Source organism: Actinokineospora cianjurensis (assembly GCF_003663795.1).
GTDB classification, from domain to species: Bacteria; Actinomycetota; Actinomycetes; order Mycobacteriales; family Pseudonocardiaceae; genus Actinokineospora; species Actinokineospora terrae.
In genome coordinates, this window is record NZ_RCDD01000001.1 from 827,860 (window position 1) to 854,129 (window position 26,270).

Annotated in this window: 26 protein-coding genes; 10 read left to right on the top strand and 16 right to left on the bottom strand. The window is 70.0% G+C overall.

Going from position 1 to position 26,270, the window contains the following annotated elements:
• Nucleotides 1-15 precede the first annotated feature (15 nt).
• From CLV68_RS03855 to mctP, 5 genes are all read left to right on the top strand, one after another.
• Nucleotides 16-741: a DUF6802 family protein gene (locus tag CLV68_RS03855; RefSeq protein ID WP_121389190.1), complete on the top strand. Its 726-nt coding sequence runs from the start codon at nucleotides 16-18 to the stop codon at nucleotides 739-741.
• Nucleotides 742-1,162: 421 nt separating this feature from the next.
• On the top strand, nucleotides 1,163-2,986 hold the full coding sequence (locus tag CLV68_RS03860; RefSeq protein WP_121389191.1) for a phosphoenolpyruvate carboxykinase (GTP): 1,824 nt from the start codon (nucleotides 1,163-1,165) through the stop codon (nucleotides 2,984-2,986).
• Between the two features lie 160 nt (nucleotides 2,987-3,146).
• Entirely contained in the window at nucleotides 3,147-3,365 is a 219-nt protein-coding gene (locus CLV68_RS03865) for a hypothetical protein (protein WP_147459869.1), read from the top strand.
• 264 nt (nucleotides 3,366-3,629) lie between these two features.
• Nucleotides 3,630-3,902 carry a DUF3311 domain-containing protein gene (locus CLV68_RS03870; RefSeq protein WP_121389193.1) on the top strand — a complete coding sequence of 91 codons (273 nt, stop codon included), beginning with the start codon at nucleotides 3,630-3,632 and terminating at the stop codon, nucleotides 3,900-3,902.
• Nucleotides 3,899-5,533 (top strand): monocarboxylate uptake permease MctP, encoded by a 1,635-nt coding sequence (gene mctP / locus CLV68_RS03875; RefSeq protein WP_121389194.1) that lies wholly within the window; start codon nucleotides 3,899-3,901, stop codon nucleotides 5,531-5,533. Before CLV68_RS03870 ends, mctP begins: the two co-directional genes overlap by 4 nt.
• Before the next feature lie 56 nt (nucleotides 5,534-5,589).
• On the opposite strand, the gene CLV68_RS03880 is transcribed toward mctP, so the two are convergent.
• The 4 genes from CLV68_RS03880 to CLV68_RS03890 all read right to left on the bottom strand — a co-directional run bounded on the left by CLV68_RS03880 (nucleotide 5,590) and on the right by CLV68_RS03890 (nucleotide 9,822).
• A complete protein-coding gene (locus tag CLV68_RS03880) occupies nucleotides 5,590-6,048 on the bottom strand; it encodes a hypothetical protein (RefSeq protein ID WP_147459870.1) in 459 nt (152 codons plus the stop codon).
• Nucleotides 6,049-6,810: 762 nt separating this feature from the next.
• Nucleotides 6,811-6,954, bottom strand: coding sequence for a hypothetical protein (locus CLV68_RS33660; protein WP_170224059.1), 144 nt, complete (start codon nucleotides 6,952-6,954; stop codon nucleotides 6,811-6,813).
• Between the two features lie 281 nt (nucleotides 6,955-7,235).
• Nucleotides 7,236-8,429 carry an ATP-binding protein gene (locus tag CLV68_RS03885; RefSeq protein WP_092782127.1) on the bottom strand — a complete coding sequence of 398 codons (1,194 nt, stop codon included), beginning with the start codon at nucleotides 8,427-8,429 and terminating at the stop codon, nucleotides 7,236-7,238.
• A gap of 112 nt (nucleotides 8,430-8,541) precedes the next feature.
• Nucleotides 8,542-9,822: an acetyl-CoA C-acetyltransferase gene (locus CLV68_RS03890; protein ID WP_121389196.1), complete on the bottom strand. Its 1,281-nt coding sequence runs from the start codon at nucleotides 9,820-9,822 to the stop codon at nucleotides 8,542-8,544.
• Between the two features lie 77 nt (nucleotides 9,823-9,899).
• On the opposite strand from CLV68_RS03890, the gene CLV68_RS03895 reads away from it, so the two are divergent.
• Both CLV68_RS03895 and CLV68_RS03900 read left to right on the top strand, forming a co-directional pair.
• Entirely contained in the window at nucleotides 9,900-11,231 is a 1,332-nt protein-coding gene (locus CLV68_RS03895; protein ID WP_121389197.1) for a 3-oxoacyl-ACP reductase, read from the top strand.
• Nucleotides 11,231-12,034, top strand: a complete 804-nt coding sequence (locus CLV68_RS03900) for a MaoC/PaaZ C-terminal domain-containing protein (protein ID WP_121390944.1) — start codon at nucleotides 11,231-11,233, stop codon at nucleotides 12,032-12,034. The genes CLV68_RS03895 and CLV68_RS03900 overlap by 1 nt, the downstream gene beginning before the upstream one ends.
• A 766-nt stretch (nucleotides 12,035-12,800) precedes the next feature.
• Here CLV68_RS03900 and CLV68_RS03905 read toward each other — a convergent pair.
• Entirely contained in the window at nucleotides 12,801-13,460 is a 660-nt protein-coding gene (locus CLV68_RS03905; RefSeq protein ID WP_121389198.1) for a TetR/AcrR family transcriptional regulator, read from the bottom strand.
• A 135-nt stretch (nucleotides 13,461-13,595) separates the two neighbouring features.
• On the opposite strand from CLV68_RS03905, the gene CLV68_RS03910 reads away from it, so the two are divergent.
• Together CLV68_RS03910 and CLV68_RS03915 are read left to right on the top strand one after the other, a co-directional pair.
• Nucleotides 13,596-14,165 carry an SCP2 sterol-binding domain-containing protein gene (locus tag CLV68_RS03910; protein ID WP_121389199.1) on the top strand — a complete coding sequence of 190 codons (570 nt, stop codon included), beginning with the start codon at nucleotides 13,596-13,598 and terminating at the stop codon, nucleotides 14,163-14,165.
• A gap of 55 nt (nucleotides 14,166-14,220) precedes the next feature.
• Nucleotides 14,221-14,811: a hypothetical protein gene (locus CLV68_RS03915; protein ID WP_121389200.1), complete on the top strand. Its 591-nt coding sequence runs from the start codon at nucleotides 14,221-14,223 to the stop codon at nucleotides 14,809-14,811.
• Between the two features lie 13 nt (nucleotides 14,812-14,824).
• On the opposite strand, the gene CLV68_RS03920 is transcribed toward CLV68_RS03915, so the two are convergent.
• The 4 genes from CLV68_RS03920 to pdhA all read right to left on the bottom strand — a co-directional run bounded on the left by CLV68_RS03920 (nucleotide 14,825) and on the right by pdhA (nucleotide 19,281).
• On the bottom strand, nucleotides 14,825-15,469 hold the full coding sequence (locus CLV68_RS03920) for a class I SAM-dependent methyltransferase (protein WP_121390945.1): 645 nt from the start codon (nucleotides 15,467-15,469) through the stop codon (nucleotides 14,825-14,827).
• Between the two features lie 159 nt (nucleotides 15,470-15,628).
• The gene (locus CLV68_RS03925) at nucleotides 15,629-17,047 is read right to left on the bottom strand and encodes a dihydrolipoamide acetyltransferase family protein (protein WP_121389201.1); all 1,419 of its coding nucleotides are present in this window, start codon (nucleotides 17,045-17,047) and stop codon (nucleotides 15,629-15,631) included.
• Between the two features lie 3 nt (nucleotides 17,048-17,050).
• Nucleotides 17,051-18,076, bottom strand: coding sequence for an alpha-ketoacid dehydrogenase subunit beta (locus CLV68_RS03930; protein ID WP_121389202.1), 1,026 nt, complete (start codon nucleotides 18,074-18,076; stop codon nucleotides 17,051-17,053).
• Nucleotides 18,076-19,281, bottom strand: coding sequence for a pyruvate dehydrogenase (acetyl-transferring) E1 component subunit alpha (gene pdhA, locus CLV68_RS03935; RefSeq protein ID WP_121389203.1), 1,206 nt, complete (start codon nucleotides 19,279-19,281; stop codon nucleotides 18,076-18,078). The genes CLV68_RS03930 and pdhA overlap by 1 nt, the downstream gene beginning before the upstream one ends.
• A 446-nt stretch (nucleotides 19,282-19,727) precedes the next feature.
• On the opposite strand from pdhA, the gene CLV68_RS03940 reads away from it, so the two are divergent.
• The gene (locus CLV68_RS03940; RefSeq protein ID WP_121390946.1) at nucleotides 19,728-21,149 is read left to right on the top strand and encodes a M20/M25/M40 family metallo-hydrolase; all 1,422 of its coding nucleotides are present in this window, start codon (nucleotides 19,728-19,730) and stop codon (nucleotides 21,147-21,149) included.
• On the opposite strand, the gene CLV68_RS03945 is transcribed toward CLV68_RS03940, so the two are convergent.
• The 7 genes from CLV68_RS03945 to CLV68_RS03975 all read right to left on the bottom strand — a co-directional run bounded on the left by CLV68_RS03945 (nucleotide 21,146) and on the right by CLV68_RS03975 (nucleotide 26,264).
• Complete coding sequence (locus tag CLV68_RS03945; protein ID WP_211346425.1) at nucleotides 21,146-21,865, bottom strand: endonuclease V; 720 nt, start codon at nucleotides 21,863-21,865, stop codon at nucleotides 21,146-21,148. The genes CLV68_RS03940 and CLV68_RS03945 overlap by 4 nt on opposite strands.
• A 114-nt stretch (nucleotides 21,866-21,979) precedes the next feature.
• Complete coding sequence (locus CLV68_RS03950; RefSeq protein WP_121389204.1) at nucleotides 21,980-22,408, bottom strand: hypothetical protein; 429 nt, start codon at nucleotides 22,406-22,408, stop codon at nucleotides 21,980-21,982.
• Nucleotides 22,405-23,028, bottom strand: a complete 624-nt coding sequence (locus CLV68_RS03955; RefSeq protein ID WP_121389205.1) for a hypothetical protein — start codon at nucleotides 23,026-23,028, stop codon at nucleotides 22,405-22,407. Before CLV68_RS03955 ends, CLV68_RS03950 begins: the two co-directional genes overlap by 4 nt.
• The gene (locus CLV68_RS03960; protein ID WP_121389206.1) at nucleotides 23,025-23,462 is read right to left on the bottom strand and encodes a hypothetical protein; all 438 of its coding nucleotides are present in this window, start codon (nucleotides 23,460-23,462) and stop codon (nucleotides 23,025-23,027) included. Before CLV68_RS03960 ends, CLV68_RS03955 begins: the two co-directional genes overlap by 4 nt.
• The gene (locus CLV68_RS03965) at nucleotides 23,462-25,402 is read right to left on the bottom strand and encodes a WXG100 family type VII secretion target (RefSeq protein WP_121389207.1); all 1,941 of its coding nucleotides are present in this window, start codon (nucleotides 25,400-25,402) and stop codon (nucleotides 23,462-23,464) included. The genes CLV68_RS03960 and CLV68_RS03965 overlap by 1 nt, the downstream gene beginning before the upstream one ends.
• A complete protein-coding gene (locus CLV68_RS03970; RefSeq protein WP_121389208.1) occupies nucleotides 25,399-25,707 on the bottom strand; it encodes a type VII secretion target in 309 nt (102 codons plus the stop codon). The genes CLV68_RS03965 and CLV68_RS03970 overlap by 4 nt, the downstream gene beginning before the upstream one ends.
• Before the next feature lie 14 nt (nucleotides 25,708-25,721).
• Nucleotides 25,722-26,264 carry a YbaB/EbfC family nucleoid-associated protein gene (locus CLV68_RS03975; RefSeq protein WP_121389209.1) on the bottom strand — a complete coding sequence of 181 codons (543 nt, stop codon included), beginning with the start codon at nucleotides 26,262-26,264 and terminating at the stop codon, nucleotides 25,722-25,724.
• Nucleotides 26,265-26,270 lie beyond the last annotated feature (6 nt).

Genomic DNA, 26,270 nt, shown 5'->3' on the forward strand with positions numbered 1-26,270 from the left:
CAGAGGGGGCTACCCGTGTACGTTGACGAGACCGGCGCCGACGACACCGCGACCGACACCACGGCCGACGCGGGCCACGACGAGTTGACCGTCGAGGTCGGTGGCGAGGAGTACGAGGTTCAGGAGAACTTCGACTACGACCAGGACGGTGACAACGACACCGCGGTCGTGCAGACCGAAGAGGGCTACGTCGCCTTCGCCGACACCGACGGCGACGGCACCGCCGACACCGCGATCCAGCTCGACGAGCAGGGCAACGTGCTCGCGGCCGCCGAGTACGACGAGGCGTCCGGCGAGTGGACCGAGGCCAACTCCGGTTCCGTCGAGGCCCCCGGCGGCGACGGTGCGGACGAGCACGGCGGTGCCAAGTCCGGCAGCGACGACGACGCCGCCACCCCGGTGAACAACGGTGGTCACGGCGGGGACAACATCACCGTCGACACCAAGTCCGGTGACGTCGACGCGGGCGAGGCGCAGTACGACGCGGACGGTGACGGCACCAACGACACCGCCGTCGTGACCGACGACCAGGGCAACACCTACGTGTTCACCGACAGCGACGGTGACGGTGGCGCCGACGAGGCCGTCGTCATCGAGGCCGACGGCGACGTGACCGTGGCCCAGCACACCGGTGAGGACGAGTGGAGCACCGTCGAGACCGGCCACATCAACGCCGACGGCTCCTACGAGTCGGACTCCGCTGGCAAGACCTCCGGCTCGGACGCCAACTGGCAGGGCTGAGTCCCGGCGTTACGACCAGCGGGCGAGATGATTCCCACCCGCTGATCGCAGACCACGTTCGGTGAGATCCCGGTGCGCCCACGCGTGCCGGGATCTTGCTTTTCCGGCCCCGTTTGCCCAGGTCAACCGGGTGCGAGCTCACTGTGGGTCACGACTGTCCGGTATCCGGACGTCCGATCGGTCGATTTAGCGGCTCGCAAGTGGGTACTGAATCGATTCCCTTATCGTTCTTGTGAGAGAACCGACAGGCAAGGTATCGGTTACCTCGCCGTCACCCCGCTAGCCTCATATGCATTCCTTCACGGCACGCACCCGCTCCACATGGGCGGGGGCTCAGCCATTCGGTTAGGACGTCGCCGTCCCGGTCAGCTCGGTGGCGTCCTGATCGGCATTTCGGCGTTCAGTCAGGAGACGAGGCGAGATGACGGCAGTGACAATCCCTGGCGTTGACCAGGCACCGACGACGCACAAACGACTCCTGGCGTGGGTGCGCGAGGTCGCCGAACTGACCGCCCCCGAGCAGGTGGTCTGGGTCGACGGGTCCGAGGAAGAGTGGACCCGGCTCACCGACAAGCTGGTCGACGCGGGGACCTTCACCCGCCTGGACAAGAAGCCGAACTCGTTCTACGCGGCCTCCGACCCCAACGACGTCGCGCGGGTCGAGGAGCGCACCTACATCTGCTCGGTCGACGAGGCCGACGCCGGTCCCACCAACAACTGGATGGACCCGGCGGAGATGAAGTCGACCCTCACCGAGCTGTACCGGGGGTCGATGCGCGGTCGCACCATGTACGTGATCCCGTTCTGCATGGGTCCGCTCAACGCCGACAACCCGATGCTGGGCGTGGAGATCACCGATTCCGAGTACGTCGTGGTCTCGATGAAGATCATGACCCGGATGGGCACCAAGGCGCTGGACCGGTTCATCGACGCCGACGGCACCGAGCGCGACTTCGTGCCCGCGCTGCACTCCATCGGTGCCCCGCTCGAGCCGGGCCAGGCCGACGTCGCGTGGCCGTGCAACGACACCAAGTACATCGTGCACTTCCCGGAGGAGCGGCTCATCTGGAGCTACGGCTCCGGTTACGGCGGCAACGCGCTGCTGGGCAAGAAGTGCTACTCGCTGCGCATCGCCTCGGTCATCGGCCGTGACGAGGGCTGGCTCGCCGAGCACATGCTGATCCTCAAGCTGACCTCGCCCGAGGAGAAGGTCTACTACGTCGCGGCGGCGTTCCCCAGCGCCTGCGGCAAGACCAACCTCGCCATGCTCGACCCGACCATCCCGGGGTGGAAGGTCGAGACCATCGGCGACGACATCGCCTGGATGCGGTTCGGCGCGGACGGTCGCCTCTACGCGGTCAACCCGGAGAACGGCTTCTTCGGCGTGGCGCCGGGCACCGACTACCACACCAACCCGAACGCGATGCGCACCATCGCCAAGGGCAACTCGCTGTTCACCAACGTCGCGCTGACCGACGACGGCGACATCTGGTGGGAGGGCATCGGCGAGGCGCCGGAGCACCTCACCTCGTGGAAGAAGGCCGATTGGACCCCTGAGTCGACGGAGAAGGCGGCGCACCCGAACTCGCGCTACTGCACCCCGATCGACCAGTGCGACACCAAGGCCGCCGAGTGGGACGACCCGCAGGGCGTGCCGATCTCGGCGATCTTCTTCGGCGGCCGCCGGGCCACCACGATCCCGCTGGTGACCGAGTCCCGCGACTGGCAGCACGGCACCTTCATGGGTGCGACGCTGTCGAGCGAGACCACCGCGGCCGCGGTCGGCGCGGTCGGCGTCGTGCGCCGCGACCCGATGGCGATGCTGCCGTTCATCGGCTACAACGCCGGTGACTACTTCAACCACTGGATCGAGACCGGCAAGCGCGCCGACGCGACCAAGCTGCCGAAGATCTTCTACGTCAACTGGTTCCGCCGCGGCGACGACAAGCGCTTCCTGTGGCCCGGGTTCGGCGAGAACAGCCGCGTGCTCAAGTGGGCCATCGAGCGCATCGAGGGCAAGGCGGCCGCGCGGGAGACCCCGATCGGCTGGGTGCCCACCGCCGACGAGCTCGACCTGGACGGCGTCGAGGGCGACCGCGCCGACATCGAGGCCGCGCTCGAGGTCTCGGCCGAGGAGTGGCGCGCGGAGCTGCCGCTGATCGAGGAGTGGTTCGACAAGATCGGCGACAAGCTGCCGACCCCGCTCCGCGACGAGCTGGAGTCGCTCAAGCAGCGGTTGGGCTAAGAGCCAATACACAGAACCGGCCCTCACCACTTCACGTGGTGGGGGCCGGTTTTGCGTGGGCGCTGTTCTGTGGGTCACAGCCGAGTCGTGCCCGATCTGGGACAGTGTGCGCCGTTCGCCCGAGGTTGGACAGGTGAGCCAGGACTGGGAGGTGTGTTCGATGCCGGAGCAGCGTTGGCGCTGGCAGCGGTCCGGGTACGACGACCGCGTGCACGCCTTCCCCGCCGGGGAGCGGCCCGCGAGCTTCGTCGAGGCCGCCTGCGCGCACACCGTCCCGTACGCCAAGGTCACCCGGTCGCATGAGGGTGCCCGGTGCCTGCCGTGCCTGCTGATCGTCGCCGACCAGCTCGCCACCCGGGTGCCCGGAGCTGTGGACTGACCGGGGATCGACCTGGGGACAGCTCGGCGCGGGCCCGGACCTACTCGTTGGTCCCACACGTCACAGCCGTCGCAGAGTTGTCCACAAGCTGTGGACAGGGTTGTGCACAGCCTGTGGAGAGCGGTGGACAGCCGCCTGCGGGCTGGCGCGATCGGTCGCCAACAAACGGCCAAATGGACTCACAGCGAGTTACCTGGTGACGAAACGGCCGCTCGGGCCTTAGTGTGTCGCGGCACCACTCCCGTCACGGAGAGCGAGACACCGATGACACAACCCGGCCACTCCGGCATCCGCTGGAGTTCGTGGAACCTGCTGCTGCTGCTGCTCCCACTCGGACTGCTCATCACGCCGATCTTCAACCGCACCGGCCCCGAGCTGTTCGGCATGCCGTTCTACTACTGGTTCCAGCTGGCGGGCGTCGCCGTCGGCGTGCTGGCCACCGCGATCGTCTTCGTCATGACCAAGGACAAACCCACGACTCCCGCACCGGGACCGGACCGCGACGTGGACACCCTGGACGAGGGGGCAGGCCGATGAGGTGGACCGAGCTCGTCGTCTTCGTCGTGCTGTTCGGCGTGGTGACCGTCCTGGGGTTCGTCGCGGCCAAGTGGAAGGCGGGCGCCACCCTCGACCACCTCGACGAGTGGGGTCTCGGCGGCCGCAAGTTCGGCTCGTGGATCACCTGGTTCCTCATCGGCGGCGACGTCTACACGGCCTACACCTTCGTCGCGGTGCCCGCGCTCATGTTCAGCGCGGGCGCGGCGGGCTTCTTCGCGCTGCCCTACACGGTGATCCTGTACCCGCTGGCGTTCATGCCGCTGCTGCGGATCTGGTCGGTCTCGCGCGCCCGCGGGTACGTCACCCCAGCCGACTTCGTGCGCGGCCGCTACGGCTCGTCGGTGCTGGCGCTGCTGGTGGCGATCACCGGGATCGTGGCGACCATGCCCTACATCGCGCTGCAGCTGGTCGGGCTCGAGGCGGTGCTGCGCACGTTGGGGCTCAACGGGTCCGGCATCGTCGGGCACCTGCCGCTGCTCATCGCGTTCGTGATCCTGGCGGTCTACACCTACCAGTCCGGGCTGCGCGCGCCCGCGCTGATCGCGTTCGTCAAGGACATCCTGGTCTACCTCGTGATCATCGTGGCCGTGGTGTACCTGCCGATCAAGCTCGGCGGCTGGGGCGCGATCTTCGACGCGGCCGACGCGAAGTTCAAGGCGACGCCTGCGCCGGGCGACGGGCTGCTGCTCAACGCCAACAACCAGTTGCAGTACGCGACCCTGGCGCTGGGGTCCGCGCTCGCGCTGTTCCTCTACCCGCACTCGCTCACCGGCGTGCTCGCCTCGCGCGGCCGCAAGGTGATCAAGCGGAACATGTCGGCGCTGCCCGCGTACTCGTTGCTGCTGGGGCTGTTGGCGCTGCTGGGTTTCGTGGCGATCGCGGCGGGCACCAAGCCGTTGATCAACCAGGCCACCGGCAACCCGGACACCAACACGATCATCCCGAACCTGTTCGCCGGTCAGTTCCCGGCCTGGTTCGCCGGGATCGCCTTCGCCGCCATCGGCATCGGCGCCCTGGTGCCCGCGGCGATCATGTCCATCGCGGCGGCGAACCTGTGGACCCGCAACATCTACAAGGAGTACATCCGCCGCGACGCCACCCCGAAGGACGAGGCCAAGCAGGCCAAGTTCGCCTCGCTGGTGGTCAAGTTCGGCGCGGTGGCCTTCGTGCTGTTCATCGACCCGCAGTTCTCCATCGACCTGCAGCTCATCGGCGGCGTGATGATCCTGCAGACGCTGCCTGCGGTGGCGATCGCGCTCTACACCCGGTGGTTCCACATCTGGGGGTTGATCGGCGGCTGGATCGCGGGCATGGGCTGGGGAATGATCATGCTCTTCAACATCCCGAGCGCTGACGGCAAGCGCAAGCACTTCGGCGCGTCCGCGCTCAAGCTCGGTGAGCTGAACCTGTTCGGCTGGCACCCGTTCGGTGGGTCGACGGTGCAGATCTACGTCGGCTTCGTTGCCCTGGTGACAAACCTGGTGGTGGCCGTGCTGATCACCCTGGTCGCCAGGAAGCTCAAGGTGTTCAACGGCATCGACCAGACCGAGCCAGCCGACTACCACGTCGACGAGGACTCGGCGGAGCTGCGGCCGGTCGCCGCGCACTAGGACGGGCGAAGGGGCGGGGTCCGGTGGTTGTCCGGACCCCGCCCCTTCGGCATCGATCAGCGGCGCATCGCGGCGATGGCGACGAGCAGTCCCGCGCTCAACAGCGCGGGCACGATCCCGGCCAACACGGCGAGCACGACAAGACCGGCGCTGACGCAGGCGAGCAGGAGCATCGCCAGGTGCAGCGTCGGCGCCCAACTGCCGAGCAACCGCTCGGCGAACACCATTGCCCGCGCGTGCGGGCTCAGGCGGCGCACCGGCGCGGCCGCGGTCTCGACCACAGGGGTCTCGACCTGCTCGGCGGCGTCAGTGCTATCGGCGGTGGGGACCTCGGTAGTGCTGCCGACCCGGTTCACGGCGTCGGCCAACTCGACCCGGTGGACGGTGTTGACCCGGCCTGCCTTGCCGACGACGTCGGCTCTGGCCCGGTCCACCGCCCGGCGTGGCACGGGCCGTGCCGGGAGTGCCGGGTCTTCGAAGGTGAGGTGCAACGTGCGACGGACATCCGTGCCCACGGACTCCGTTCCTGTCACGGCCAAGGTGTCAGGCTCCTTCGTGGTACTGCGACTACCGACCAGTTTCGCGCTTGAGCGTTGACGGGTAGGTAACTACTGGCTAGTAGACGATAAGCGGAGCGTGTTCGTCGGTGAGCGGCATCCTTGTGATCCCCCTCACCTATCGGGTGATGTCCTGACCCACTGCTACTGCGGATGGCCTACGACAACCGCCATCAGTCGGCTGTAGAACTGAACGGGTGGAGTAGTGCCGACGCGGTCGGCCCAATCGAGGTCATACCCGGCAATCCAGGCGGAGCAACGTGACGACGCTCGGTGCCCGTGTCCACTTCATCCACACGGCGCAATCCCACGGTGACAGGTGAAATCCGGTCACGCTCCGTTGGTCGTGCGCGGCCGACACTTGATCGACGGCAAACGGTCGACCGGCGAGCGGACGGGTGAACTCCGCGGCGGGGTGGCGGTGCCGTTCGCCGATGGGCGAACCGGGCCACTTCCCGGCGGGGTGTGCGACGCGCGGTGTCCCGGCGGCCGGACCCGGTCCAGTGCCGCGGCGCTCCGACGCCCGTCGGGCGGAGCGGTGATCGCGGCGGGAACCCCAGGTCGCGGCGAGAGCCTTGGGACATAAGGAAACCCCGTAGTGCTGCCAGGTCGGGGGTCCGCCAGCACTACGGGGTCAACCGGAACATCGTGTAGCGCCCCGGCCTTGTTACAACGCACCGGAGATGTGCCCTGCATCACACCTCCGGTGCTCGCTTGTGGTTAGCGCCAGACGTTCTGCGTCTGCGCGAGAGCGATCAGCTCGTGGCGCATCGCGGGCGTGGCGGCCTGGTCGATCGCGCGGTTCACGGCCTTGCGCGTGCGGGCCTGGGCGCGGCGGGCTCGGATCTTCGCGGTCACGTTCATTGCGCTTGCTTCCCCTCTGAGGTCCTGCTAACCGCTCTGGCTGAGTGGCATGGCTCAAGTATGCACCTTCTGGCCGAGGAAAGCACGCATCTGTCCGGTGAACTGGCGCACACGCCGATGAATCATCGGTAGTGACCTGGAGCTCACCGGATAGTGTCCGGTTTCTTGTGACCTGGCGAACAACGTGCTAACGCGCGCGAGCACGCCGCGAGGGTCGATCGCGGTGTATAGAGATATCTAGGATCTGAGCTAGATAGTGCGAGAGTGCGCCAGAAGCGGCGTCACTCCTCCATGCCCAGCAGGTAGCGGCCGAAGTGCGGCACGGTGAAGGCGATCCGGCCGCGCTCGGCGGAGTAGACCAGGCCCTTCTTGATCAGGCTGTCGCGCGCGGGCGAGAGCGACGACGGCTTGCGCCCGAGGAACACCGCGATGTCCGAGGTCCCGGCGCTCTCGTCCTTCCCGTCGGTCAGCTCGGCCATCGCCCGCAGGTACTCCCGCTCGGCCGGGGTGGCCCGCTCGTAGCGCGAACCGAAGAACCCGACCGCCAGTTCCACCTCCGCCTCGGGTGCCGCGACGAGCACGTCCTCCGCGGTGATCGGGTCGGCGGGCGCGGCGTCCCAGGCGGCCTTGCCGAACGCCTGGATGAAGTAGGGGTAGCCGCCGGAGCGCTCGAAGAGGGCGGCCAGGGCGTCCGGGGTGATCCCGGCCTGCTCCCGGTCGACCGGGACGAGCACGGCCTGGTCGGCGTCGGCGCGGTCGAGCCGGTCGATGCGCACGTACCGGAACAGCCGCTCCGAGTAGGACTTGCTCGCCGAGAGCAGCGCGGGCAGGTGCGGCAGGCCCGCGCCGACCACGACCAGCGGCGCGCCGGACTGCGACAGCTCGTGGCAGGCGGCGCACAGCGCGGAGATGTCGTCGGCGCCGATGTCCTGCATCTCGTCGATGAGCACCGCGACCCCGGTGCCGACGTCCTGGGCCAGCTCGGCGACCTCGGTGAACAGCTCCACCAGGTCGATCTCGATGTCGCCGGAGTCGGCCCGGCCCTGGGTGGCGGGCACATCGATGCCCGGCTGCCACCGCTCGCGCAGCTTGGCGCTGTCCGGGTTCGACTTGAGCGCGAACGCCTTGAGCACGCCGAGCACCTGCTCCACCCGCTCCGGCGCCCGGTGGCGCACGGCGAGGTCGCGGATCGCCCGGTGCAGGGCAGCCGAGAGCGGGCGGCGCAGGTCCGCGTCCGGCCTGGCCTCGATCTTGCCCGCGCCCCAGCCGCGCCGGACGGCCATCGACCGCAGCTCGCCGAGCAGGACCGTCTTGCCGACCCCGCGCAGGCCGGTCAGCACCAGGCTGCGCTCCGGCCTGCCCCTGGCGACCCGCTCCAGCACGACCTCGAACGCCTGGAGCTCCTTCTCGCGGCCCGCGAGCTCCGGTGGGCGCTGACCCGCGCCGGGGGCGAAGGGGTTGCGCACCGGGTCCATCCTGCGACGGTATCGGGGTGTCTAGTGCCAGCCCGATATTTCCCTCGGCGTGCCCGGCCGCTTGACGTGTGTCGGGCTCTCTAGAGCTGGTGGTAGATAGCCGTAGAGTCCGCTACTTCTCCAGGATCGCGGTGACGCCCTGGCCGCCCGCCGCGCAGATCGAGATCAGGCCGCGGCCGGACCCGCGCTCGTGCAGCAGCTTCGCCAGGGTCGCCACGATCCGGCCGCCGGTCGCGGCGAAGGGGTGCCCCGCGGCCAGCGACGAGCCGTTCACGTTGAGCTTCGACCGGTCGATCGCCCCAAGAGGCTCGGCGAGCCCCAACCGGTCCTTCGCGAACTCGACGTCCTCCCACGCGGCCAGCGTCGCGAGCACCTGGGAGGCAAACGCCTCGTGGATCTCGTAGTAGTCGAAGTCCTGCAAGGTGAGCCCGGCGCGGGCCAACATCCGCGGCACGGCGTAGGCGGGCGCCATCAACAGGCCCTCGTCGCCGTGGACGTAGTCGACCGCGGCCGTCTCGCTGAAGGTCAGGTAGGCCAGCACCGGGAAGCTGTGCTCCTTGGCCCACTGCTCGCTGGAGAGCAGCACCACGGAGGCGCCGTCGGTGAGCGGGGTGGAGTTGCCCGCGGTCATCGTGCCGTTCTCGCCGCCGAAGGCGGGCTTGAGCTTGGCGAGCTTGTCGGCCGTCGAGTCCGGGCGGAGGTTCTGGTCGCGGGTCAGGCGCTGGTAGGAGGTCACCAGGTCGTCGAAGAAGCCGCGGTCGTAGGCGGCGGCCAACTTCTGGTGGCTGGCGGCGGCCAGTTCGTCCTGCGCCTCCCGGCTGATCCCCCACCGCTGGGCGGTCAACGCCGCGTGCTCCCCCATGGACAGGCCGGTGCGCGGCTCGGCGTTGCGCGGGATGTCCGGGACGATGTGGCCGGGGCGGATCTTGGCGAGCAGCCGGAGTCGTTGACCCACGGACTTGGCGCTGTTGAGCGAGATCAGGATCCGCCGGAGGTCCTCGTTGACCTGGAGCGGAGCGTCGCTGGTCGTGTCGACGCCGCCCGCGACGGCCGAGTCGACCTGGCCGAGGGCGATCTTGTTCGCGACCTGGACGATGGCCTGGAGGCCGGTCCCGCATGCCTGCTGGACGTCGTAGGCGGGGGTGTCGGCGGAGAGCCTGCTGCCCAGCACGCACTCGCGGGTCAGGTTGAAGTCCCGGCTGTGCTTGAGCACGGCGCCCGCGGCGACCTCGCCGAGCCGCTGCCCCTGGAGGCCGAACCGGGCGACCAGACCGTCGAGCGCGGCGGTCAGCATGTCCTGGTTCGACGCGCGCGCGTACGGGCCGTTGGACCGGGCGAACGGGATGCGGTTCCCGCCGAGGACCGCCACTCGGCGCACGGGACTCGGGGCCATGGCGTCCTCCTGAACGAGGGGTCGGGATTGCGCTACGATCCTAACCTACTCAAGAGTAGTTTAGGAGGCGCGCCCCGATGGCAGACCGGTACCAGCGGTTCAGCAACTCCGGCCTCGGCCGGGTCCTGGTCAAGCGGCTCGGCCTGCCGAACCCGACCCCGCTGCGCAGGCACCGCCCCGGCGACCCGGTGCTGGACGGTCCCGCGCTGCTCGGCTCCGCCCCCGGCGGCCGCCTGACCGAGCACGTCGCCGCCGTGTGCCAGGCCGCCGGGGTCGAGGTCCGGACCGACGCGGATGTCTACGGCGCGCTCGTCTTCGACGCCACGGGGATCACTCTCGTAGAGCAACTCCGGGAGCTGTACGACTTCTTCAACCCGGTGCTGCGGTCGGTCGGGACGTGCGGGCGGGTTGTCGTGCTGGGGACGCCGCCGGAGCGGATCGCCGACGCTGAGGAGCTGATCGCCCAACGCGCCCTGGAGGGGTTCGTCCGCTCGGTCGGCAAGGAACTCGTGCGCGGCGCGACGGTCCAACTGGTCTATGTGGAGCCAGGTGCTGAGGGGGACATCGCGTCGACCCTGCGGTTCCTGCTGTCCGGCAAGTCCGCGTACGTCGACGCGCAGGTGATCCGGATCGGCGCTTTCGGTGGCACAGCGGTGGAACCGGACGACTGGACGGTGCCGTTGGCGGGCAAGGTCGCCCTCGTGACCGGTGCGTCCCGGGGCATCGGCGCCGCCATCGCCGAGGTACTGGCCCGCGACGGCGCCCACGTGGTCGCCCTGGACGTCCCCACCCAGGGCGACGCCCTAGCCGAGGTCGCCAACCACGTCGGCGGCTCGACCCTCCAACTGGATATCACCGCCCCCGACGCCCCCGCCCGCCTCGCCGACCACCTGCTCACCCGCCACGGCGGCGTCGACATCGTGGTCCACAACGCGGGGATCACCCGGGACAAGAAGCTGGCCAACATGAAGGACACCGCCTGGGACGCGGTGCTTTCGGTCAACCTGGCCAGCCAACTACGGGTCAACACCGCACTCCTGGCAGGCGTACTCCACGACGGCGGCCGCATCATCGGCGTCTCCTCGATCGCCGGAATAGCGGGCAACACCGGCCAATCCAACTACGCCACCAGCAAGGCAGGCGTCATCGGCATGGTCAACGCCCACGCAGCGGCATTGTCGGAACGCGGCATCACCATCAATGCGGTAGCTCCCGGCTTCATCGAAACCAAGATGACCGCCGCAGTACCCCTGGTCATCCGCGAAGCAGGCCGCCGCATGAACAGCCTCGCCCAAGGCGGCCTCCCGGTCGACGTCGCCGAAACCATCGCCTGGTACGCCAACCCCGCCTCAGGCGCCCTCTCGGGCAACACCGTCCGCGTCTGCGGCCAGAGCCTGCTGGGGGCGTGATGTCTTCTGGGCTGGGCGGCCTCTACCTCAAGGCTTTAACCGGATTCACCAAGCGCGGCGGCGAGTTGCCTGCTCGGGTCTATGAGCGGGTCGGTGTCGCGGTGGACGCGGGGCACTTGGCTTCGTACAGCCAAGTCTGCGGATTTCGACTGAGCGACGAACTGCCTGCGACTTACCTGCACGTGGTGGCTTTTCCCTTGCAGGTCAGGTTGATGACGGATGCCGACTTCCCGTTCCCGCTGATCGGGTCGGTGCACGTGGCCAACCGGATCGTGCAACACCGCCCGGTGGGGGTTGGGGAGCGAGTTGACCTGCGGGTGCACGTGGAGAACCTGCGGCCGCACCCCAAGGGGACGCAGTTCGACATGATCAGTTCTGCCGCGGTGGACGGGGCTGTAGTGTGGCACGGGACGAGCACGTACTTGCGTCGTGGGCCTGGCGCTGGGAGTCCCGTTCAGGATTCGGTGCCGTTGCCTGGTTCGCGTTGGAGCGTTCCTGGAGATATCGGGCGGCGGTATGCGGCGGTGTCGGGTGATCGCAATCCGATCCACCTGCATCCGTTGGCTGCTCGGGCTTTTGGTTTTCGTCGGGCGATCGCGCATGGGATGTGGAGCAAGGCGCGGTGTTTGGCTGCGTTTGAGGGGCGGTTGCCTGGTGGGTTTGAGGTGGATGTTCGGTTCAAGTTGCCGGTGATGTTGCCTGCGGTGGTGGGGTTCTACGCAGACCACGGGACTGGGCGGTTTGGGCTGACTGATGTTGGTGGGACTCGGCCTTATCTGAGTGGGGTTATCAGTTCGCTCTGATGGTGGGTGTCCACATGGGGTGGGGCTGTCCACAGGGGCTGGGTTGGGTGTTCCGGTGGGGTGGGGTGGTTCGTTAGGCTGGAAAACGGGGCTGCTTGGGGTGGTTTGATCTTGTGGGCGGAGGTTGTCCACAGGGGCTGGTTCGCTCGGCCCGGATTGTCGGTGTGCGCCGGTAAGCTGTATATCGGGGGGTGCTTTGGCGGGTTTGATCTTGGGCTGAGGGGATCCGGCTCTCGTGCTCGCCTGCGGCGTCGATGGTGAACGCCTCGCCTTCGGCATTGGCCTGGCGCGAGTTTCGAGCTTTGCTCGATGCGGCGAACTTATTTTGCGCGGGGCCCCGACAGCACCCGTGGCAGGACCGCAAAGCAGGGGCCGAAAAGCAGGCCCTGCCGCGAACAACGCTACTGGTACTGCTCCCCCACACAAAACAAGTCCGCCCCATCGAGCCGGCTTGGCACCAGCGACTCCGAGGAGCGCGTGTGGCCAACGTCTGTGAGGGCCGGGTGGTTGGCGAACGCCTGAGAGGGGCGTGTGGTTGGTCAACGTTGTTCGGGGGCGCGTGGGGGTCAACGTTGTAGAGGGGCACGTAGGGGCCAACGACTGCGACGGGCGTGTGTGGGGCCAACGTCGTAGAAGGGCACGTTAGGGCCGACGCCTGAGAGGGGCGGGTTGGGGCCAACGCCTGAGAGGGGCGTGTGGTTGGTCAACGTTGTTCGGGGGCGCGTGGGGGTCAACGATCGTGGAGGCCGGGGGGCCAACGTAGCGCCTACTCGCCGGTCGGGGTCCAGACCGCGCCGTCGACGAGGTTGCCGAGGCCCATCCAGACCAGGTTCATCAGCCAGGAGGCGACGACCTTCTCGGGGACGTCCGGGTGGTCCAGCCACCAGTCGGCCAGGGACTCGCCCGCGCCCACCAGGGCGGCGGCCAGGGCCTCGGTGGACTTCGTCGCGGTCTCGTCGAGGCCGCGGCTGGTGGCGGAGCGGACCAGTAGTGCGTCGACCAGGGTGATCGCCCGGCTGCGCATGGCCAGGAGCTCTTCGCTGAACGGGCCGCCCTGGGAGGTGGCCTGGCGGTGCAGGACGCGCCAGCTCTCGCGCTGGTCGCCGACGAAGCGGAAGAAGGCGCGCAGGCCGTGCCACAGCTGCATGTCCGGCGGGGCCTCGGCGCGCACCCCGCCCGCGATGGCCTCCATCAGCTGCGACGCCTCGCGCCGGATGCAGGCGGCGAACAGGTCTTCCTTGTGCCCGAGGTAGGCGTAGATCATCGGCTTGGAGACCCCGGCGACGTCGGAGATCTCGTCCATCGACGCGTTGTGGTAGCCGTGCCGGGAGAACACGGTGACCGCGGCGTCGAGGATCTGCCGCTCCCGGACCTCCCGGGGCAGCCGCTTCGCGCGCGCCGGTCGACGCTCCTCGTCGACGCTCACGCCGGACCTCCCGCTGCTCTTGCCGACCTACCTACCCGCCCGTAGCCTACCGTTCAGTAGATACGGGAGGTGTCCACTGCGGGATGGTATCGGTCGGGCGATCACCCCGCGCCGGGTTGACGACCCCCGGCGCCGATGAGCAGGCGGCGGCGCTGGAACCGGCTGCCCCCGGTGACCGTGGTCGACCTCGACGGCCTCGCGGACGCCGTCGACCCCGCGCGGCTCACCGCCGAGCAGTTCGTGCAGCTCATCGAGGTCCTGCACGTGCTCGGCGACGCGGGCACCGGCATCGACCTGGCCGCCATGCGCACCGAGACCTTCCTGCGCTTCCTCGGCCGCGCCTCCCGCGAGCAGGTCGACGCCCTGGTGGCCCACCCCGACCTGCGGCCGGTCGTGTTCGCCGAGCTGTTCCGCCGGATGGCCGAGCACCTCGCCGCCGACGACCTGCGCGCGGTCGTCCACTGGCGGTTCACCGGCCCCGACGGCGAGGACCGGTTCGAGACGGTGATCGACCGCGGCCGGTGCACCTCCGGCCCCGACCCGACCGCCGACCCCCGGGTCACCATCACCATCGACCCGGCCGACTTCCTGCGCGCCGTCACCGGTGCCGCGGCGCTACCGGTGTTGTTCCTGTCGGGCCGGGTGAAGGTCAAGGGCGACATCGCCTTCGCGGCCGGGCTCCTCGGCCACTTCGACCTGCCGTGACCTGTTCGGGGGACGCCGCGTGACAGCCAGGCGCCGAACCCGGACCATGCGACCCGTGGCGGTTTGCGGCAGCACAAAGACCGACGACGGCGAACCCTGCGGCGCCCCGGTGTCCCGGCGCGGCAAGCGCTGCCGCGCCCACACCTGGCTCGGCCTGCTGTTCGCCACACCGGCACCCCCGGCCGTCCCCCGGCAGACGACCCGCGCACCCCGCACCCCGATGCGCGCCGCGACCAGGACCGAGGGCGTCCGGATCGCCACCGAGCAGTGGCAGGCCGTCGTCGCCGCCCGCGCCCGACTCGCCATCCCACCCGACACCTGGCAGGCCCTCACCGGCTCCGACGCCTCGTCCACCTGCACCCGCTTCGCCCAACTCGCCGCGACCGACGACGCCGCGACCCGCGCCCAAGCCCCCGGCCCGGTCGCCATGGAGGTCACCCGGCACGTCGCCCGACGGCACAGCGACTTGGGAACCGACGACCTGCTGCCCCGCTCCCTGCGGGTACTCGGCGTCTACCTGTGCGCCGCCGAAGGCCGCGACCTGGGCGACTGCCGTTGCCTGCGCGACCTCATCGACGACGACGGCCTCGCCGAAGCCAAACGCGTCCTGCAAGCCGCCATGTCCGACCTCGCTGCGACCCGGTGAGCGGGCGCCGACCTCAGGCGGGGCGGCGTGCGAAGAGAAGTGCTTGCGGAACTTGTTCGTCCGGGCCGCACAGCCAGTGGGCCTCGATCTCGAACCCGGCGTCGCGCAGCCAGGCAGCCACCTCGTCCGGCCTGCGGCGGTGCACGTGGACCGCCATCGGGTGGCCGCCGTAGCCCTCGGTCTTCACCCGCGAGGTGTCACCGACGTGGAACCCGAGCTGCAGCGGTCCGCCTGGGCGCAGTACCCGGTGGAAGTGCGCGAGGACCGTCGGTACCTCGTCGTCGGGGATGTGGATCAACGACCACCAGGCGAGCAGGCCCGCTACCGAGGCGTCGCGCAGGGGCAGGTCGGTCATCGAGCCCACCTCGAACCGCAGGTCGGGGCGGGCCCGCCGGGCCACGTCGATCATCCCCGGGGAGAGATCGATGCCGAACGCGTCGACACCGAGTCCTTGCAGGTGGGCGGTGACGTGTCCGGGGCCGCAGCCGACATCCGCCACTGGCCCCCCACCCGCGGCCCGGACTTGGTCGGCGAACACCGCCAGAGCGGCGCGGAGGTAGGGGTCCCCGGCGATGGCGTCGCGCAACTGGTCGGCATAGCTGACCGCGACCGTGTCGTACGAGGCTCGCGTGTCGGCCAACCAGTCATCCGAGGTCACGACCGGCACGGTATTCCATGATCACAACCTCGTCTGCCGCCGACGTGGAGCGGCAGGCCGTGCCGGCACCGATCAGGCAGGCAGCAGGCTCGTTGCCGGTGAACGACGCGGGGCCGTGGGAGGTGACTCCCACGGCCCCGCGCTGTCAGAACTTCGGACTCAGTACGTGATCGCCAGTGCCGGGTCGGCCAGGAGGGCGCCGACCGCGGCGAGGAACTCCGAGCCCTGTTGGCCGTCGACCAGGCGGTGGTCGAAGCTCAGGGCCAGTTGGCAGACCTTGCGGATGGTGATCTGGCCGTCGACCACCCAGGGGGTGTCGCGGATGGCGCCGAAGGCCAGGATCGCGGACTCGCCCGGGTTGATGATCGGGGTGCCGGTGTCCACACCGAACACGCCGACGTTGGTGATCGTGATGGTGCCGTTGACCATGTCGGCAGGCGGGGTCTTGCCCTCCCGCGCGACGGTGGTCAGCGACTCCAGGGCCACCGCGAGCTCGCGCAGCGACAGGGTGTCGGCATCGCGGATCTTCGGCACGATCAGGCCGCGCGGTGTCGCCGCCGCGATGCCCAGGTGCACGTAGTCCTTGAAGACGATCTCCTGCGCGGCCTCGTCCCAGCTGCTGTTGACCTCCGGGGTCCGCTTGATCGCGGTCACCAGTGCCTTCGCGCAGAACACGAGCGGGGTGAGCTTGACGCCGCGGAAGTCCGGGTGGTCCTTGAGCTTGGCGCGCAGCTCCATCATCGGCGTGACGTCCACGGTCAGGAACTCCGTGACGTGCGGCGCGGTGAAAGCGCTGGCGACCATGGCCTGCGCGGTGACCTTGCGGACGCCCTTGATCGGCACCCGCCGCTCGCCGCGCTCCCGGACCGGGCCACCGACCGGTGCCGGCTCCGGCACGACCGAGCCGTTGGTCGCGGCCCGTTCGACATCGGCGCGGGTGATCACGCCGCGGTCACCGGTACCGGCGAGCTTGCGCAGGTCGACGCCCAGGTCCTTGGCCAGCTTGCGGACCGGCGGCTTCGCCAGCGGCACGTACCCGCCGGGCAGGTCCACCAGCGCGGCCGGGCTGTCCGGCACGACCGGGATGGCGGGCCGCACCGGGGTGCTCGGCGGCGGGCTGTCCGGCACCGGGCCCTGGTGGTGCTCGAACGCGGCCGCCACCGTGCTCTGCGCCGCGGCCGCGGCGGCCTCGACCGGGACGGCGGGACCCTTGCGGGCGCGCCGCTTGGCGGTGACGGTCTTGGCGCCGTAGCCGACCAGCGGCTTCATCTCCTCCTCGTCGGCCGCGGCCGGAGCCGGGGTCGACGAGGGAGCGGGCGCCGCCACGCCGCCGGGGTCGACGTCGATGGTGAGGATCGGCGTGCCGACGTCCACCGTCTGCCCCGGCTGGACGTGCAGCTCGGTGACCACACCGGCCCACGGGCAGGGCAGCTCGACGGCGGCCTTGGCGGTCTCGATCTCGACGATGATCTGGTTGACGGTGACCGTGTCCCCCGGCTGGACGTGCCAGTTCAGGATCTCGGCCTCGGTCAGCCCCTCCGCGGTGTCGGGCAGCGGGAAGCTCTTGAAGTCAGGCACGGGTCACCAGGCCAGTGAGCGGTCGACGGCGTCGAGCACCCGGTCGAGGTCGGGCAGGAAGTCTTCCTCGAGCTTGGCCGGGGGGTACGGGGTGTCGAACCCGGTCACCCGCAGCACCGGGGCCTGCAGCGAGTAGAAGCACTCCTGCTGCACCCTGGCGGCGATCTCCGAGGTCAGCGACGCCTCCGACGGCGCCTCGCTGACCACCACGAGCCGACCGGTCCTGCGCACCGACTCGAACACCGGTTGCAGGTCCAGCGGGGACAGCGACCGCAGGTCGATGACCTCCAGCGAGCGCCCCTCCTCCTCGGCCGCGGTCGCCGCGTCGAGCGCGACCTTCACCGACGGCCCGTAGGCCACGACGGTCGCCGTGCTGCCCGCGCGCACCAGGCGCGAGGCGAACAGCGGGTCGGGGGTGGCGGTGGTGTCGACCTCGGCCTTCATGAACCCGGAGTGGTAGTACCGCTTGGGTTCGAAGAACAGCACCGGGTCATCGCTCTGGATCGCCTGCTGGATCATCCAGTAGGCGTCGACGGCGTTGGAGCAGGCCACGACCTTCAGGCCCGCGGTGTGCGCGAAGTACGACTCCGGCGACTCGGAGTGGTGCTCGACGGCGCCGATGCCACCGCCGAAGGGCACCCGGATCACCAGCGGCACCCGCACCCGGCCCAGGGTCCGCGCGTGCAGCTTGGCCACCTGGGACACGATCTGGTCGAAGCCGGGGAAGATGAACCCGTCGAACTGGATCTCGCACACCGGCCGGAACCCGCGCACGGCCAGGCCGACCGCGGTGCCGATGATGCCGGACTCCGACAGCGGCGTGTCCAGCACGCGGTGCTCGCCGAAGTCCTTCTGCAGCCCGTCGGTGATGCGGAAGACGCCGCCGAGCTTGCCGACGTCCTCACCCATCACGATGACCTTCGGGTCGGCCTCCATGGCGGTGCGCAGCCCGAGGTTGAGCGCCTTGCCCAGGGTGAGCGACTGGGTGGTCGCGGACCCGCTCGGCTTGCTGATCACGGGTGCGGCCATCAGTGCTCACCTCCGGCGAAGTTGGCCTGGTAGGCCAGGAACTCGTCGCGCTGGGCGTCGACGAACGGGCTGGCCTCGGCGTAGACGTGGTCGAACATCTGCCGGACCGGCGGCTCGGGCATGGTGAAGCAGAACTCGCGCAGGTCGGCCGCCAGTGCGTCCGCGTCGGCCTGGACCGAGTCGAAGAAGTCCTGGTCGGCGTGCTCGTGCCGGACCAGGTTCACCCGGACCCGCTCGATTGGGTCCTTGAGCTTCCACGCCTCCAACTCGTCGGAGTGCCGGTAGCGGGTGGGGTCGTCGGTCGTGGTGTGCGCGTCCATCCGGTAGGTGAACGCCTCGATGAGCACCGGGCCGTTGCCGTGCCTGCACTCGTCGAGCGCCCACCGCGACACCGCGAGGGTCGCCAGGACGTCGTTGCCGTCGACCCGGATGCCGGGGAAGCCGTAGCCGCGGGCGCGCTGGTAGAGCGGGAGCCGGGACTGGCGCTCGGTCGGCTCGGAGATGGCCCACTGGTTGTTCTGGCAGAAGAACACCAGCGGCGCGTCGTAGACCGCCGCCCACACGAAGCCCTCGTGCACGTCGCCCTGGCTGGTGGCGCCGTCGCCGAAGAAGACCATGGTCGCTTCGCTGTCGCTGTCGCCGACCTTGCCCTCGAACCGCTGCCCCATCGCGTAACCGGCGGCGTTGAGCACCTGGTTGCCGATCACGATCGTGTAGGGGTGGAAGCGCTTGGCGTTGGAGTCCCAGCTGCCGTGGTCGGTGCCGCGGAAGATGCCCAGGATCTCCTTCGGGGAGATGCCCCGGCACCAGGCGACGCCGTGTTCGCGGTAGCTGGGGAACACCATGTCGGTGTCGCGCAGCGCGCGCCCGGCGCCGATCTGCGCGGCCTCCTGGCCCAGCAGCGGGACCCAGATGCCGAGCTGGCCCTGGCGCTGCAGCGCGTTGGCTTCCCGGTCCGCGCGGCGCACCAGGACCATGTCCCGGTAGAGCGCACGCAGGTCCGCTGCCGTGACATCGGCGACGTACCGGTCGAACTCGGGGTTCTCGACCCGCTCGCCCTCCGGCGTCAGCAGTTGGACCAGTTCCGGTCCACCCTCACTGGTCGCACGCAAACCCGCGATCACCTGCTCTGCTGACGGGGCCGCTGCCGTTGCGGCAGGCCCTTCCCGGGGTTCCGGGTGCGTCCACTGTTCTGGGGACGACATGCGCGTTCTCCTCGTGTCTGTGCCGCGCAGTCGCTCGTGGCGACGGCGGACGGCCGCGCCGGCCGGCCACCACCGCCGTTGGGTTGGGGCGTTGGCCGCCGTCGGCACTGACGGCGTTGCTCTCACATCCTGACACGGGAGAGTGTGCAGCAGTGAGCCCGCGCACGCCCTGATTTGTCCACAGGGTGTCGTTGAGCTGCGAAAACGCTTGGACCACCGACCGTAGGGGGTCCCAGGAGAGGGGGGTCGCGGCAGCTCACGTGGACGCGGTTGACACGCCCGCGACCGGCACGTGACCTGCCGGTGACCTGTGTCACATGTGGGGCGCGCGGCGCGGTGCGGGAACTGATCCGGCCGCGCGCCGACCCCGACCCTGCCCGACCCAGCCTGATGAACCCCTGAGACGACCGGCGGTGATGGGGTCGGCCGCCGGTTCTGGTGGCAGTATCGCGACCGTGGACAAGACAGCCGTGCAGCAGACCGTCCGGGAGTTGTGGGAGGCAGAGATCCTGCCCAGCCTGTCGGACTTCGTCGCGATACCCGCCCTCTCGCCGCACTTCGACGGTAACTGGGCCGCCAACGGGCACCTCGACGCCGCCGTCGAGCACCTGCGTGGCTGGATCACCGCGCGCGACATCCCCGGTGCGCGCGTCGAGGTGGTCTCCCTGCCCGACCGCACCCCGGTGCTGCTGCTCGACGTCCCCGCCACCGGTGACGACAAGGGCACCGTGCTGCTCTACGGGCACCTCGACAAGCAGCCCCCGGTGGGCGGGTGGAGCGAGGGCCTCGGACCGTGGCAGCCGGTCTTGCGCGACGGCAGGCTCTACGGGCGCGGTTCCGCGGACGATGGTTACGCCGGGTACGCGGCCACCGCCGCGATCGAGGCCGTTCGCGCGGGCGGCGGTTCGCACAGCAGGTGTGTGCTTCTGCTGGAGACCGGCGAGGAGTCCGGTAGCCCTGACCTGCCCGCTTATCTCGAACACCTCTCCGACCAGCTCGGTCAGGTCTCCCTGGTCGTGTGCCTGGATTCCGGCGGTAGTGACTACAAGCGCCTGTGGCTGACGACCTCGCTACGCGGACTCGCGTCGGTAGACCTGACTGTGCGTGTTCTGGACGCGGGTCAGCACTCCGGCCTGGCCAGCGGGATCGTGCCGAGCTCGTTCCGGGTGATCCGCAGGCTCCTCGACCGCATCGAGGACAGCGAGTCCGGCGAGATCCTGATCAAGGAGATGCACGTCGACATCCCGGACGACCGGGCCGACGAGGCCGCGCAGTCGGTGGCCGCCGCGCCTGGCACGTTCCGCACGGTGTTCCCCCTGCACGCCGACACCCAGCCGGTGGACCAGGACGAGGTCGAGCTGGTCCTGAACAACGGCTGGCGCCCGACGCTGTCGGTCATCGGCGCGGACGGCTTCCCGGTGCCGGTCGACGCGGGCAACGTCCTGCGCCCGTTCACCACGCTGACGCTGAGCTTCCGCCTCCCGCCGACCGCGGACTCCGCAGCCGCCCTCGAAGCCGTCCGCGACTCCCTGACCTCGGACGTCCCCTACGGCGCCACGGTCGAGCTGTCGCGCACCGAGGCCGCGGACGGCTGGAACGCCCCGCAATTGGCGCCGTGGCTGCGCGCCAGCCTGGACGCGCTGTCCGACGAGGTCTTCGGCAACCCGTGGCAGACGGTGTCCCTCGGCGGCTCCATCCCGTTCATGGGCCTGCTCGCCCGGCTCTACCCGGACGCCCAGTTCGTCATCACCGGCGCCCTCGGCTCGGACAGCAACGCCCACGTCCCGGACGAATGGCTTCACGTGAAACAAGCCGAAAAAGTCACCGAGGCGGTCGCGCACATCCTCGACGCGCATGCCAGGTCCTAGCTCCGCGCCAGGTGGTCCGCCTGCCGGGTCGTCTCCGGCAGGCGGTACCGCGGCGCGAGGGTGAGCACCAGGTCAGTGGCGGTGTCGAGGTCCACCAGGTGGCCGACCGACACGAACACCGGCTTGACGTTGTCCTGCGTGCGCAACGCCCGCCCGACAACCTCACCGCCGTCAGTCAGCGCTGACCAGTCGCCTCTACGCGGCCCCGGCTGCTCGAAGTCGCCCAGCGCGTTCTTGCCCACGCCTAGAGCCGGGATGCCCGTGAGCACGCCCGCATGACAGGCCAACCCAAACCGGCGCGGATGAGCCAACCCCTGGCCGTCGCAGACAAGGACTTCCGGTGGGGTTGTCAGCTTGTCCAGGGCTCGCAGCAGCAGCGGAAGCTCGCGGAACGCGAACAGACCTGGGACGTACGGGAAGCTCTCAGGCCCCTGGCAGGTAGCCGAGTCGACAAGCTCCAACGTCTCAAGGTCGACCGTGCACACCGCAGCGACGAGGACGTCGGTGTAGTGGACATCCAGGCCCGTCGCCGTCCGAGGCCGGAATCCCGCGGGCGTCGCGGCCCGAACCCGCCCCCGCAACCGCTCCTGCACGGCGATGGCCTCGACCTCGGTCCCCGGCCAGTCCCGCCCGAAGTCGTCCCCGACCCTGCCACTATCCCCGACCCTGCCACTATCCCCGACCCCGCCACTATCCCCAACCCCGCTGTTGTCCACAGCCCCTCCACCCGCGCCCGGTTCCTGTCGCCCCTGCCCGCAAGGCTGTAGATCGGGGGCTGCTCAGCACGGGATGATCTTCACCCACGCCCCGCCGCGCAGAATCCCCGCTGGTCAGGGCCGAGAAGGAGCCTGGTCGAGCCAGGTCGGGAACAGCAGGTCGGCGTGGTGTTCGCGGAAGTTGGTCAGGTCGCCCACCTGGGTGTTCTTGGCCCACGTGCCCGGGTCGATCTGGACGAACCCGTCCGCGGCGGCCTGGGTCTTGTCCGGGCCCAGGTAGTAGAGCCCCGCCGACCCCTCGGGCGAGATGCCGACCACCAGGCAGTCGTGGCCGAGGTGTTCGGCGCGGGTGGTGACCTCGTCCAACCGGTCCAGCACGTCCAGCGTCACCACGAACTCCCAGCCGCCTGCGGTCTGGGTGAAGCGCGGGTCGACCGGGTCGGTCGGGCTGGTGAGGGTGACCTCGCCACCTTCGACGCCTGCCGGGTACTCGCGGCCGTCGAGTACGGCGATGATGCCCGTGCGGGGGCGCTGGTAGGTCATCGAGGGTCCAAGGGAGTCCAGGTGGACGCTGTCCACAGGGCGACCGGGTGGGGTCCGCGCGGTGTGTAAGCCACGATGCGCGCGCCTCTAGGGATCACGCCAGGCTGCTTCCACCACTCAGGTAGCGCCAACGGCCCGCCCGCGGTGAGTCCCGTACCGGTGAACGGCCAAGGCGCGAACTCAGTGCGGACAGAGTTAGGGTCCACGCCCGCGGCTAGAGCGGCGGCGGTCATCGCGTAAGCAGGTTCGCGGGGGCCGGTCGGGGCGCCGAAGGGCACGACGTAGCGGTCCGGGGCGCCCGCGGTGAACTCCATGGTGTGCAGGACTGGCATGTCCGGGTGGAACGGGCTGCCCGCGTAGTCCAGCCGGAACGCCTGGTGGAAGTCGCGCGGGGTGCGGAGGTTGCCGCAGTCCTGCAGGCGGCCGACGGTGCCGCTGACCAGCCGGTAGTCGAACGGCGGCTGCGAGCCGACCGCGCCGGGCGACACCTCGTGCCGCAGGTAGCGCTCAACCGACCACGGTGCAAGGACCTTGACCAGCCACGTGTCCGGCGCCAGCGTGACGATGGCGTGGACCCGCGCGGTCAACGCCCGCTCGTGGTCGCTCAGACTCCCCGTCACTCGAACGTGCTCTCACGCCACCGGGTGAATCCCAGGTCCCGCTGCTCCTCGTGCACGTCCCCGAGCTCGGCGGCGGGCACCTCGCGGCGGTACTCGTACCGGTCCACCTCGGCGAAGCCGTTCTCCGCGGCCCAGCCGCCGTTCGAGTCGGCGTAGGTGACCGTCGCGACCCCGTCCACGACGGACTCGACGGCCACCCGGTGCCCCTGCCACCTGCCGAACGACCTGGCCGAGTAGACCCGGTCGCAGTCGGTGGAGGTGAGGTCGGCGACCCAGCCGCCGTAGCGCTCGTGCCAGGAGAACAGCGTCGCGTCCGGGTTGTCGGCCTGCTGGGTCTTGAGCACGACCCGGTCGTTGTTCGGCGAGTACGTGCACGGGTGCGTCACCCCGCGCACCACGGCGAACTCACCGGACCGCGGCCCGGCGTACCTCATCACGGCTTCACCCACCCGAGCACACTGTCATACACCGCGACGACGGTCTTGTTGCCCGCCGCGTCGAACTGGTTGATGGTCGCGCCGTCCGGGATCGGCATCCGGCTCGACATCTGGAACTCGGGCACCCCCATCGTCGGGTGCGCGGTCACGCCTGCGCCGGTGTAGGGCCACTGGTTGATCGACGGGCTGTACCGGTCCGGCGGGACGCCCGCGTTCTGCACGGCGTTGACCATGTCGTCGCGCGCGGCCAGCACCTTCGGGTCGGTCGCGCCGAGCCCGCCGGGCACCGCCGGGTCGACCGAGGGCGCGCCGACCGGCGTCCGGTACAGCGACGCGTCGGAGGCGGGGAACTCGATGGTGTGGATGGTCGGCTGCTTCACGTCGTACGGGGTGCCGGTGTAGTCGAGCCGGTTGCCGTTGATCAGGTCGGCCGGGGTGTTGAGCACGCCCGCGTCCTGGTGGCGGGCCACGAAGCCGCCGACCTCGGTGTACTTGCCGTTGAGGTAGTTGGCGACGTCGGCGTCCGGGATCACCTTCTGCATCAGCGTGCCGTTGGTGACCTCGACCTCCTTCATCGCGCGCGCCATCAGGTCCCGCTCGTGCGGGGTGAGCTGGCCGGACCCGGGGACGTCGCCCGCCTTGGGGTCGGCGCCGAGCTTGTCCATGGCCTTCTTGAAGTCGGCCCACTCGGCGTCGGTGAACTTGCCGCGCACGGTGTCGGTCCAGTGCGGACCGGACGAGCCCGGGGTGGTCGGCTTGACCGGCGGAGTCCCGCTACCGCCACCGGTAGTCGAAGGCGTGGACGATCCACTCGGCACGGTTGACGATGACGGCGTGACCGTGGGGGTGGCCGACGACGGTGTGGTTGACGGCGAGACAGAACTGCTGGGCACGGTCGACGACGACGGCGTGACGGTAGGCGTAACCGACGACGGTGTGGTCGACGGCGAGGACGTGCCGCTGGGCGCCGTAGTAGTAGAAGGCGTGGGCGGCGCGCTGCTCGTTGTCGTCGTCGGAGCCGATGACCCGCTCGGCGCAGTGGACGTCGACGGCGCGTTCGTCGTGTTGGGAGTGGTCAGGTTCGGTTGGCCTGTCGTCGACGGCGGGTCGACGTGCGTAGGAGCCTGGCGAACGGCATCCGGCGCGGATGGGGTGTCGGCGCCGCGCGGGGTGGTGCGCAGACCGCGCAGCCCCGACTTGATCGCCTCCCAGATCTCGCCCAGCTTCGCCAGGATCGGCCGCAGCTTCTCCACCGACCGGATCAGCTTGGTGATCACCTCGGTGATCCGCCCGACCCACTTCGACACCAGCGCCCCGACCGAGGCGACGATGTGCGGGGTGGCCAGGCCCAGCGTCAACCCGGCCTCGGCCAGCCACTGCGGCAGCCGCAGCAGCAGCGTCGAGATGCACTCGGCCACCAGGTCGCGCACGATGCCGCGGACCACGCCGACCAGGGCACCGACCACCTCGACGACGGTGCCGATCGTCCCGGCGCCCGAGGCGGCCGCGGTGATGTGCTGGCCCTGCGCCGCGGTGTTGGCGCGGTAGGCGTCGGCGGCCGGACCGGTCCACCCGGAGGTGCCGTTGGCGACCTCGGTGCCGAAGTCGGTGGCGACCCCGCCGACCGCCTGCGACACGTTCTTCCAGGTCGTGGCGTACGCGGCGATCTGGTCGGCGTCGCCTGCCAGCCAGTTCAGCGCGTCGCGCAGCGGGGCGACGTGCTCGATCACCCACGAGATCGCGTACTGCCCGAGTGTGCCGATCGGGTCGAGCGCCAGCGACAGGACCTCCAGGCCGCCGCCGAGCGCGCCGAGCCCGCCCTCGACCCAGGACCCGTTCTGCACGCCGTTGTAGATGTCGGCCGCGGACTCGACCAGGCCGATGCCCGTGTAGCTCTTGGTGGAGTCCTCGCGCGCGGCGACCAGGGGGTTCGTCACCTGGCACCACCGGAGAAGGGCTGGGTGTTGGCGCGCTCGGTGTTGCTGTAAGAGCCCGCGGTCTCGCGAACGCCGTTCGCGGTGGCCTCCACGGTCGTGGCCGTCTCGCGGATCGAGTCGACCGCGGGCTGGCTGACCGCCTGCACGATCGGCACGAAGAACTGGCAGATCACCCCGTACGCCGCGCTGCCGAGGTGCACCTGGTTGGCCGCGTCGAACGCCTGCTCCAGCCGGTCGTTGAGCGCGTCGAGCCTGCCTGCGTGCGCGCCCAGCTCATCTGTGAGGACGCCGTATCCGTCGGGCACCGCTGGACTCCTTCTCAGCGCAGGATCGAGGGTCCGCCCCAGTCGTCGTCCGGGTCGTCGGTGCTCGGGCGGGTCGTCCGGGTCGGTCGCTGTCTCGGTGGTTCGTCACCGTCCTCGACCCGCCCCAGGCGCATCTCGTCGACGGTGCTCGCGGTTGGACGCTCGGGCTCGGGCTCCGGTTCCGGGAACCTGTCCCGATACGACCCGACCACGGCGGCCACGGTCTGCGGGTCGTCGCCGACGGTCCGCTCCATGACCTCGGCCACCGCCCCGGTGATCCGGGACTGGGCCGACCGCATCGTGCGCAGCACCAGCGCGGACAGCTCGGCGCCGCTGATCTCGCGGGCCTGCTCGCTGATCACCAGGTCGGTGACCACGCCGGTGGCGTCGACGGTCACCGTCACCACGCGGTCGCGGTCGGACTCGGAGACCGACACGCGGGCGACCTCGGTCTGCATGACCTGGTAGCGCTCCGCCTTGGCGGCGACGCCCGCCGACCAGCGGCGCAGCTCCTGCTCGGTCTGGAATCCGTCCCCGCCGAACGACGGCTGGCTCACGCGTGG

Excerpts from the sequence above, each read along its gene's own strand:
- CLV68_RS03865 (WP_147459869.1), top strand. The coding sequence starts at position 3,147 with ATGCCGGAGCAGCGTTGGCGCTGGCAGCGGTCCGGGTACGACGACCGC.
- CLV68_RS03960 (WP_121389206.1), bottom strand. The coding sequence starts at position 23,462 with ATGAGGTACGCCGGGCCGCGGTCCGGTGAGTTCGCCGTGGTGCGCGGG.
- CLV68_RS03910 (WP_121389199.1), top strand. The coding sequence starts at position 13,596 with ATGAGCAGGCGGCGGCGCTGGAACCGGCTGCCCCCGGTGACCGTGGTC.
- CLV68_RS03895 (WP_121389197.1), top strand. The coding sequence starts at position 9,900 with ATGGCAGACCGGTACCAGCGGTTCAGCAACTCCGGCCTCGGCCGGGTC.
- CLV68_RS03860 (WP_121389191.1), top strand. The coding sequence starts at position 1,163 with ATGACGGCAGTGACAATCCCTGGCGTTGACCAGGCACCGACGACGCAC.
- mctP (WP_121389194.1), top strand. The coding sequence starts at position 3,899 with ATGAGGTGGACCGAGCTCGTCGTCTTCGTCGTGCTGTTCGGCGTGGTG.
- CLV68_RS03870 (WP_121389193.1), top strand. The coding sequence starts at position 3,630 with ATGACACAACCCGGCCACTCCGGCATCCGCTGGAGTTCGTGGAACCTG.
- CLV68_RS03885 (WP_092782127.1), bottom strand. The coding sequence starts at position 8,429 with ATGGACCCGGTGCGCAACCCCTTCGCCCCCGGCGCGGGTCAGCGCCCA.
- CLV68_RS03890 (WP_121389196.1), bottom strand. The coding sequence starts at position 9,822 with ATGGCCCCGAGTCCCGTGCGCCGAGTGGCGGTCCTCGGCGGGAACCGC.
- CLV68_RS03930 (WP_121389202.1), bottom strand. The coding sequence starts at position 18,076 with ATGGCCGCACCCGTGATCAGCAAGCCGAGCGGGTCCGCGACCACCCAG.
- pdhA (WP_121389203.1), bottom strand. The coding sequence starts at position 19,281 with ATGTCGTCCCCAGAACAGTGGACGCACCCGGAACCCCGGGAAGGGCCT.
- CLV68_RS03900 (WP_121390944.1), top strand. The coding sequence starts at position 11,231 with ATGTCTTCTGGGCTGGGCGGCCTCTACCTCAAGGCTTTAACCGGATTC.
- CLV68_RS03950 (WP_121389204.1), bottom strand. The coding sequence starts at position 22,408 with ATGACCTACCAGCGCCCCCGCACGGGCATCATCGCCGTACTCGACGGC.
- CLV68_RS33660 (WP_170224059.1), bottom strand. The coding sequence starts at position 6,954 with ATGAACGTGACCGCGAAGATCCGAGCCCGCCGCGCCCAGGCCCGCACG.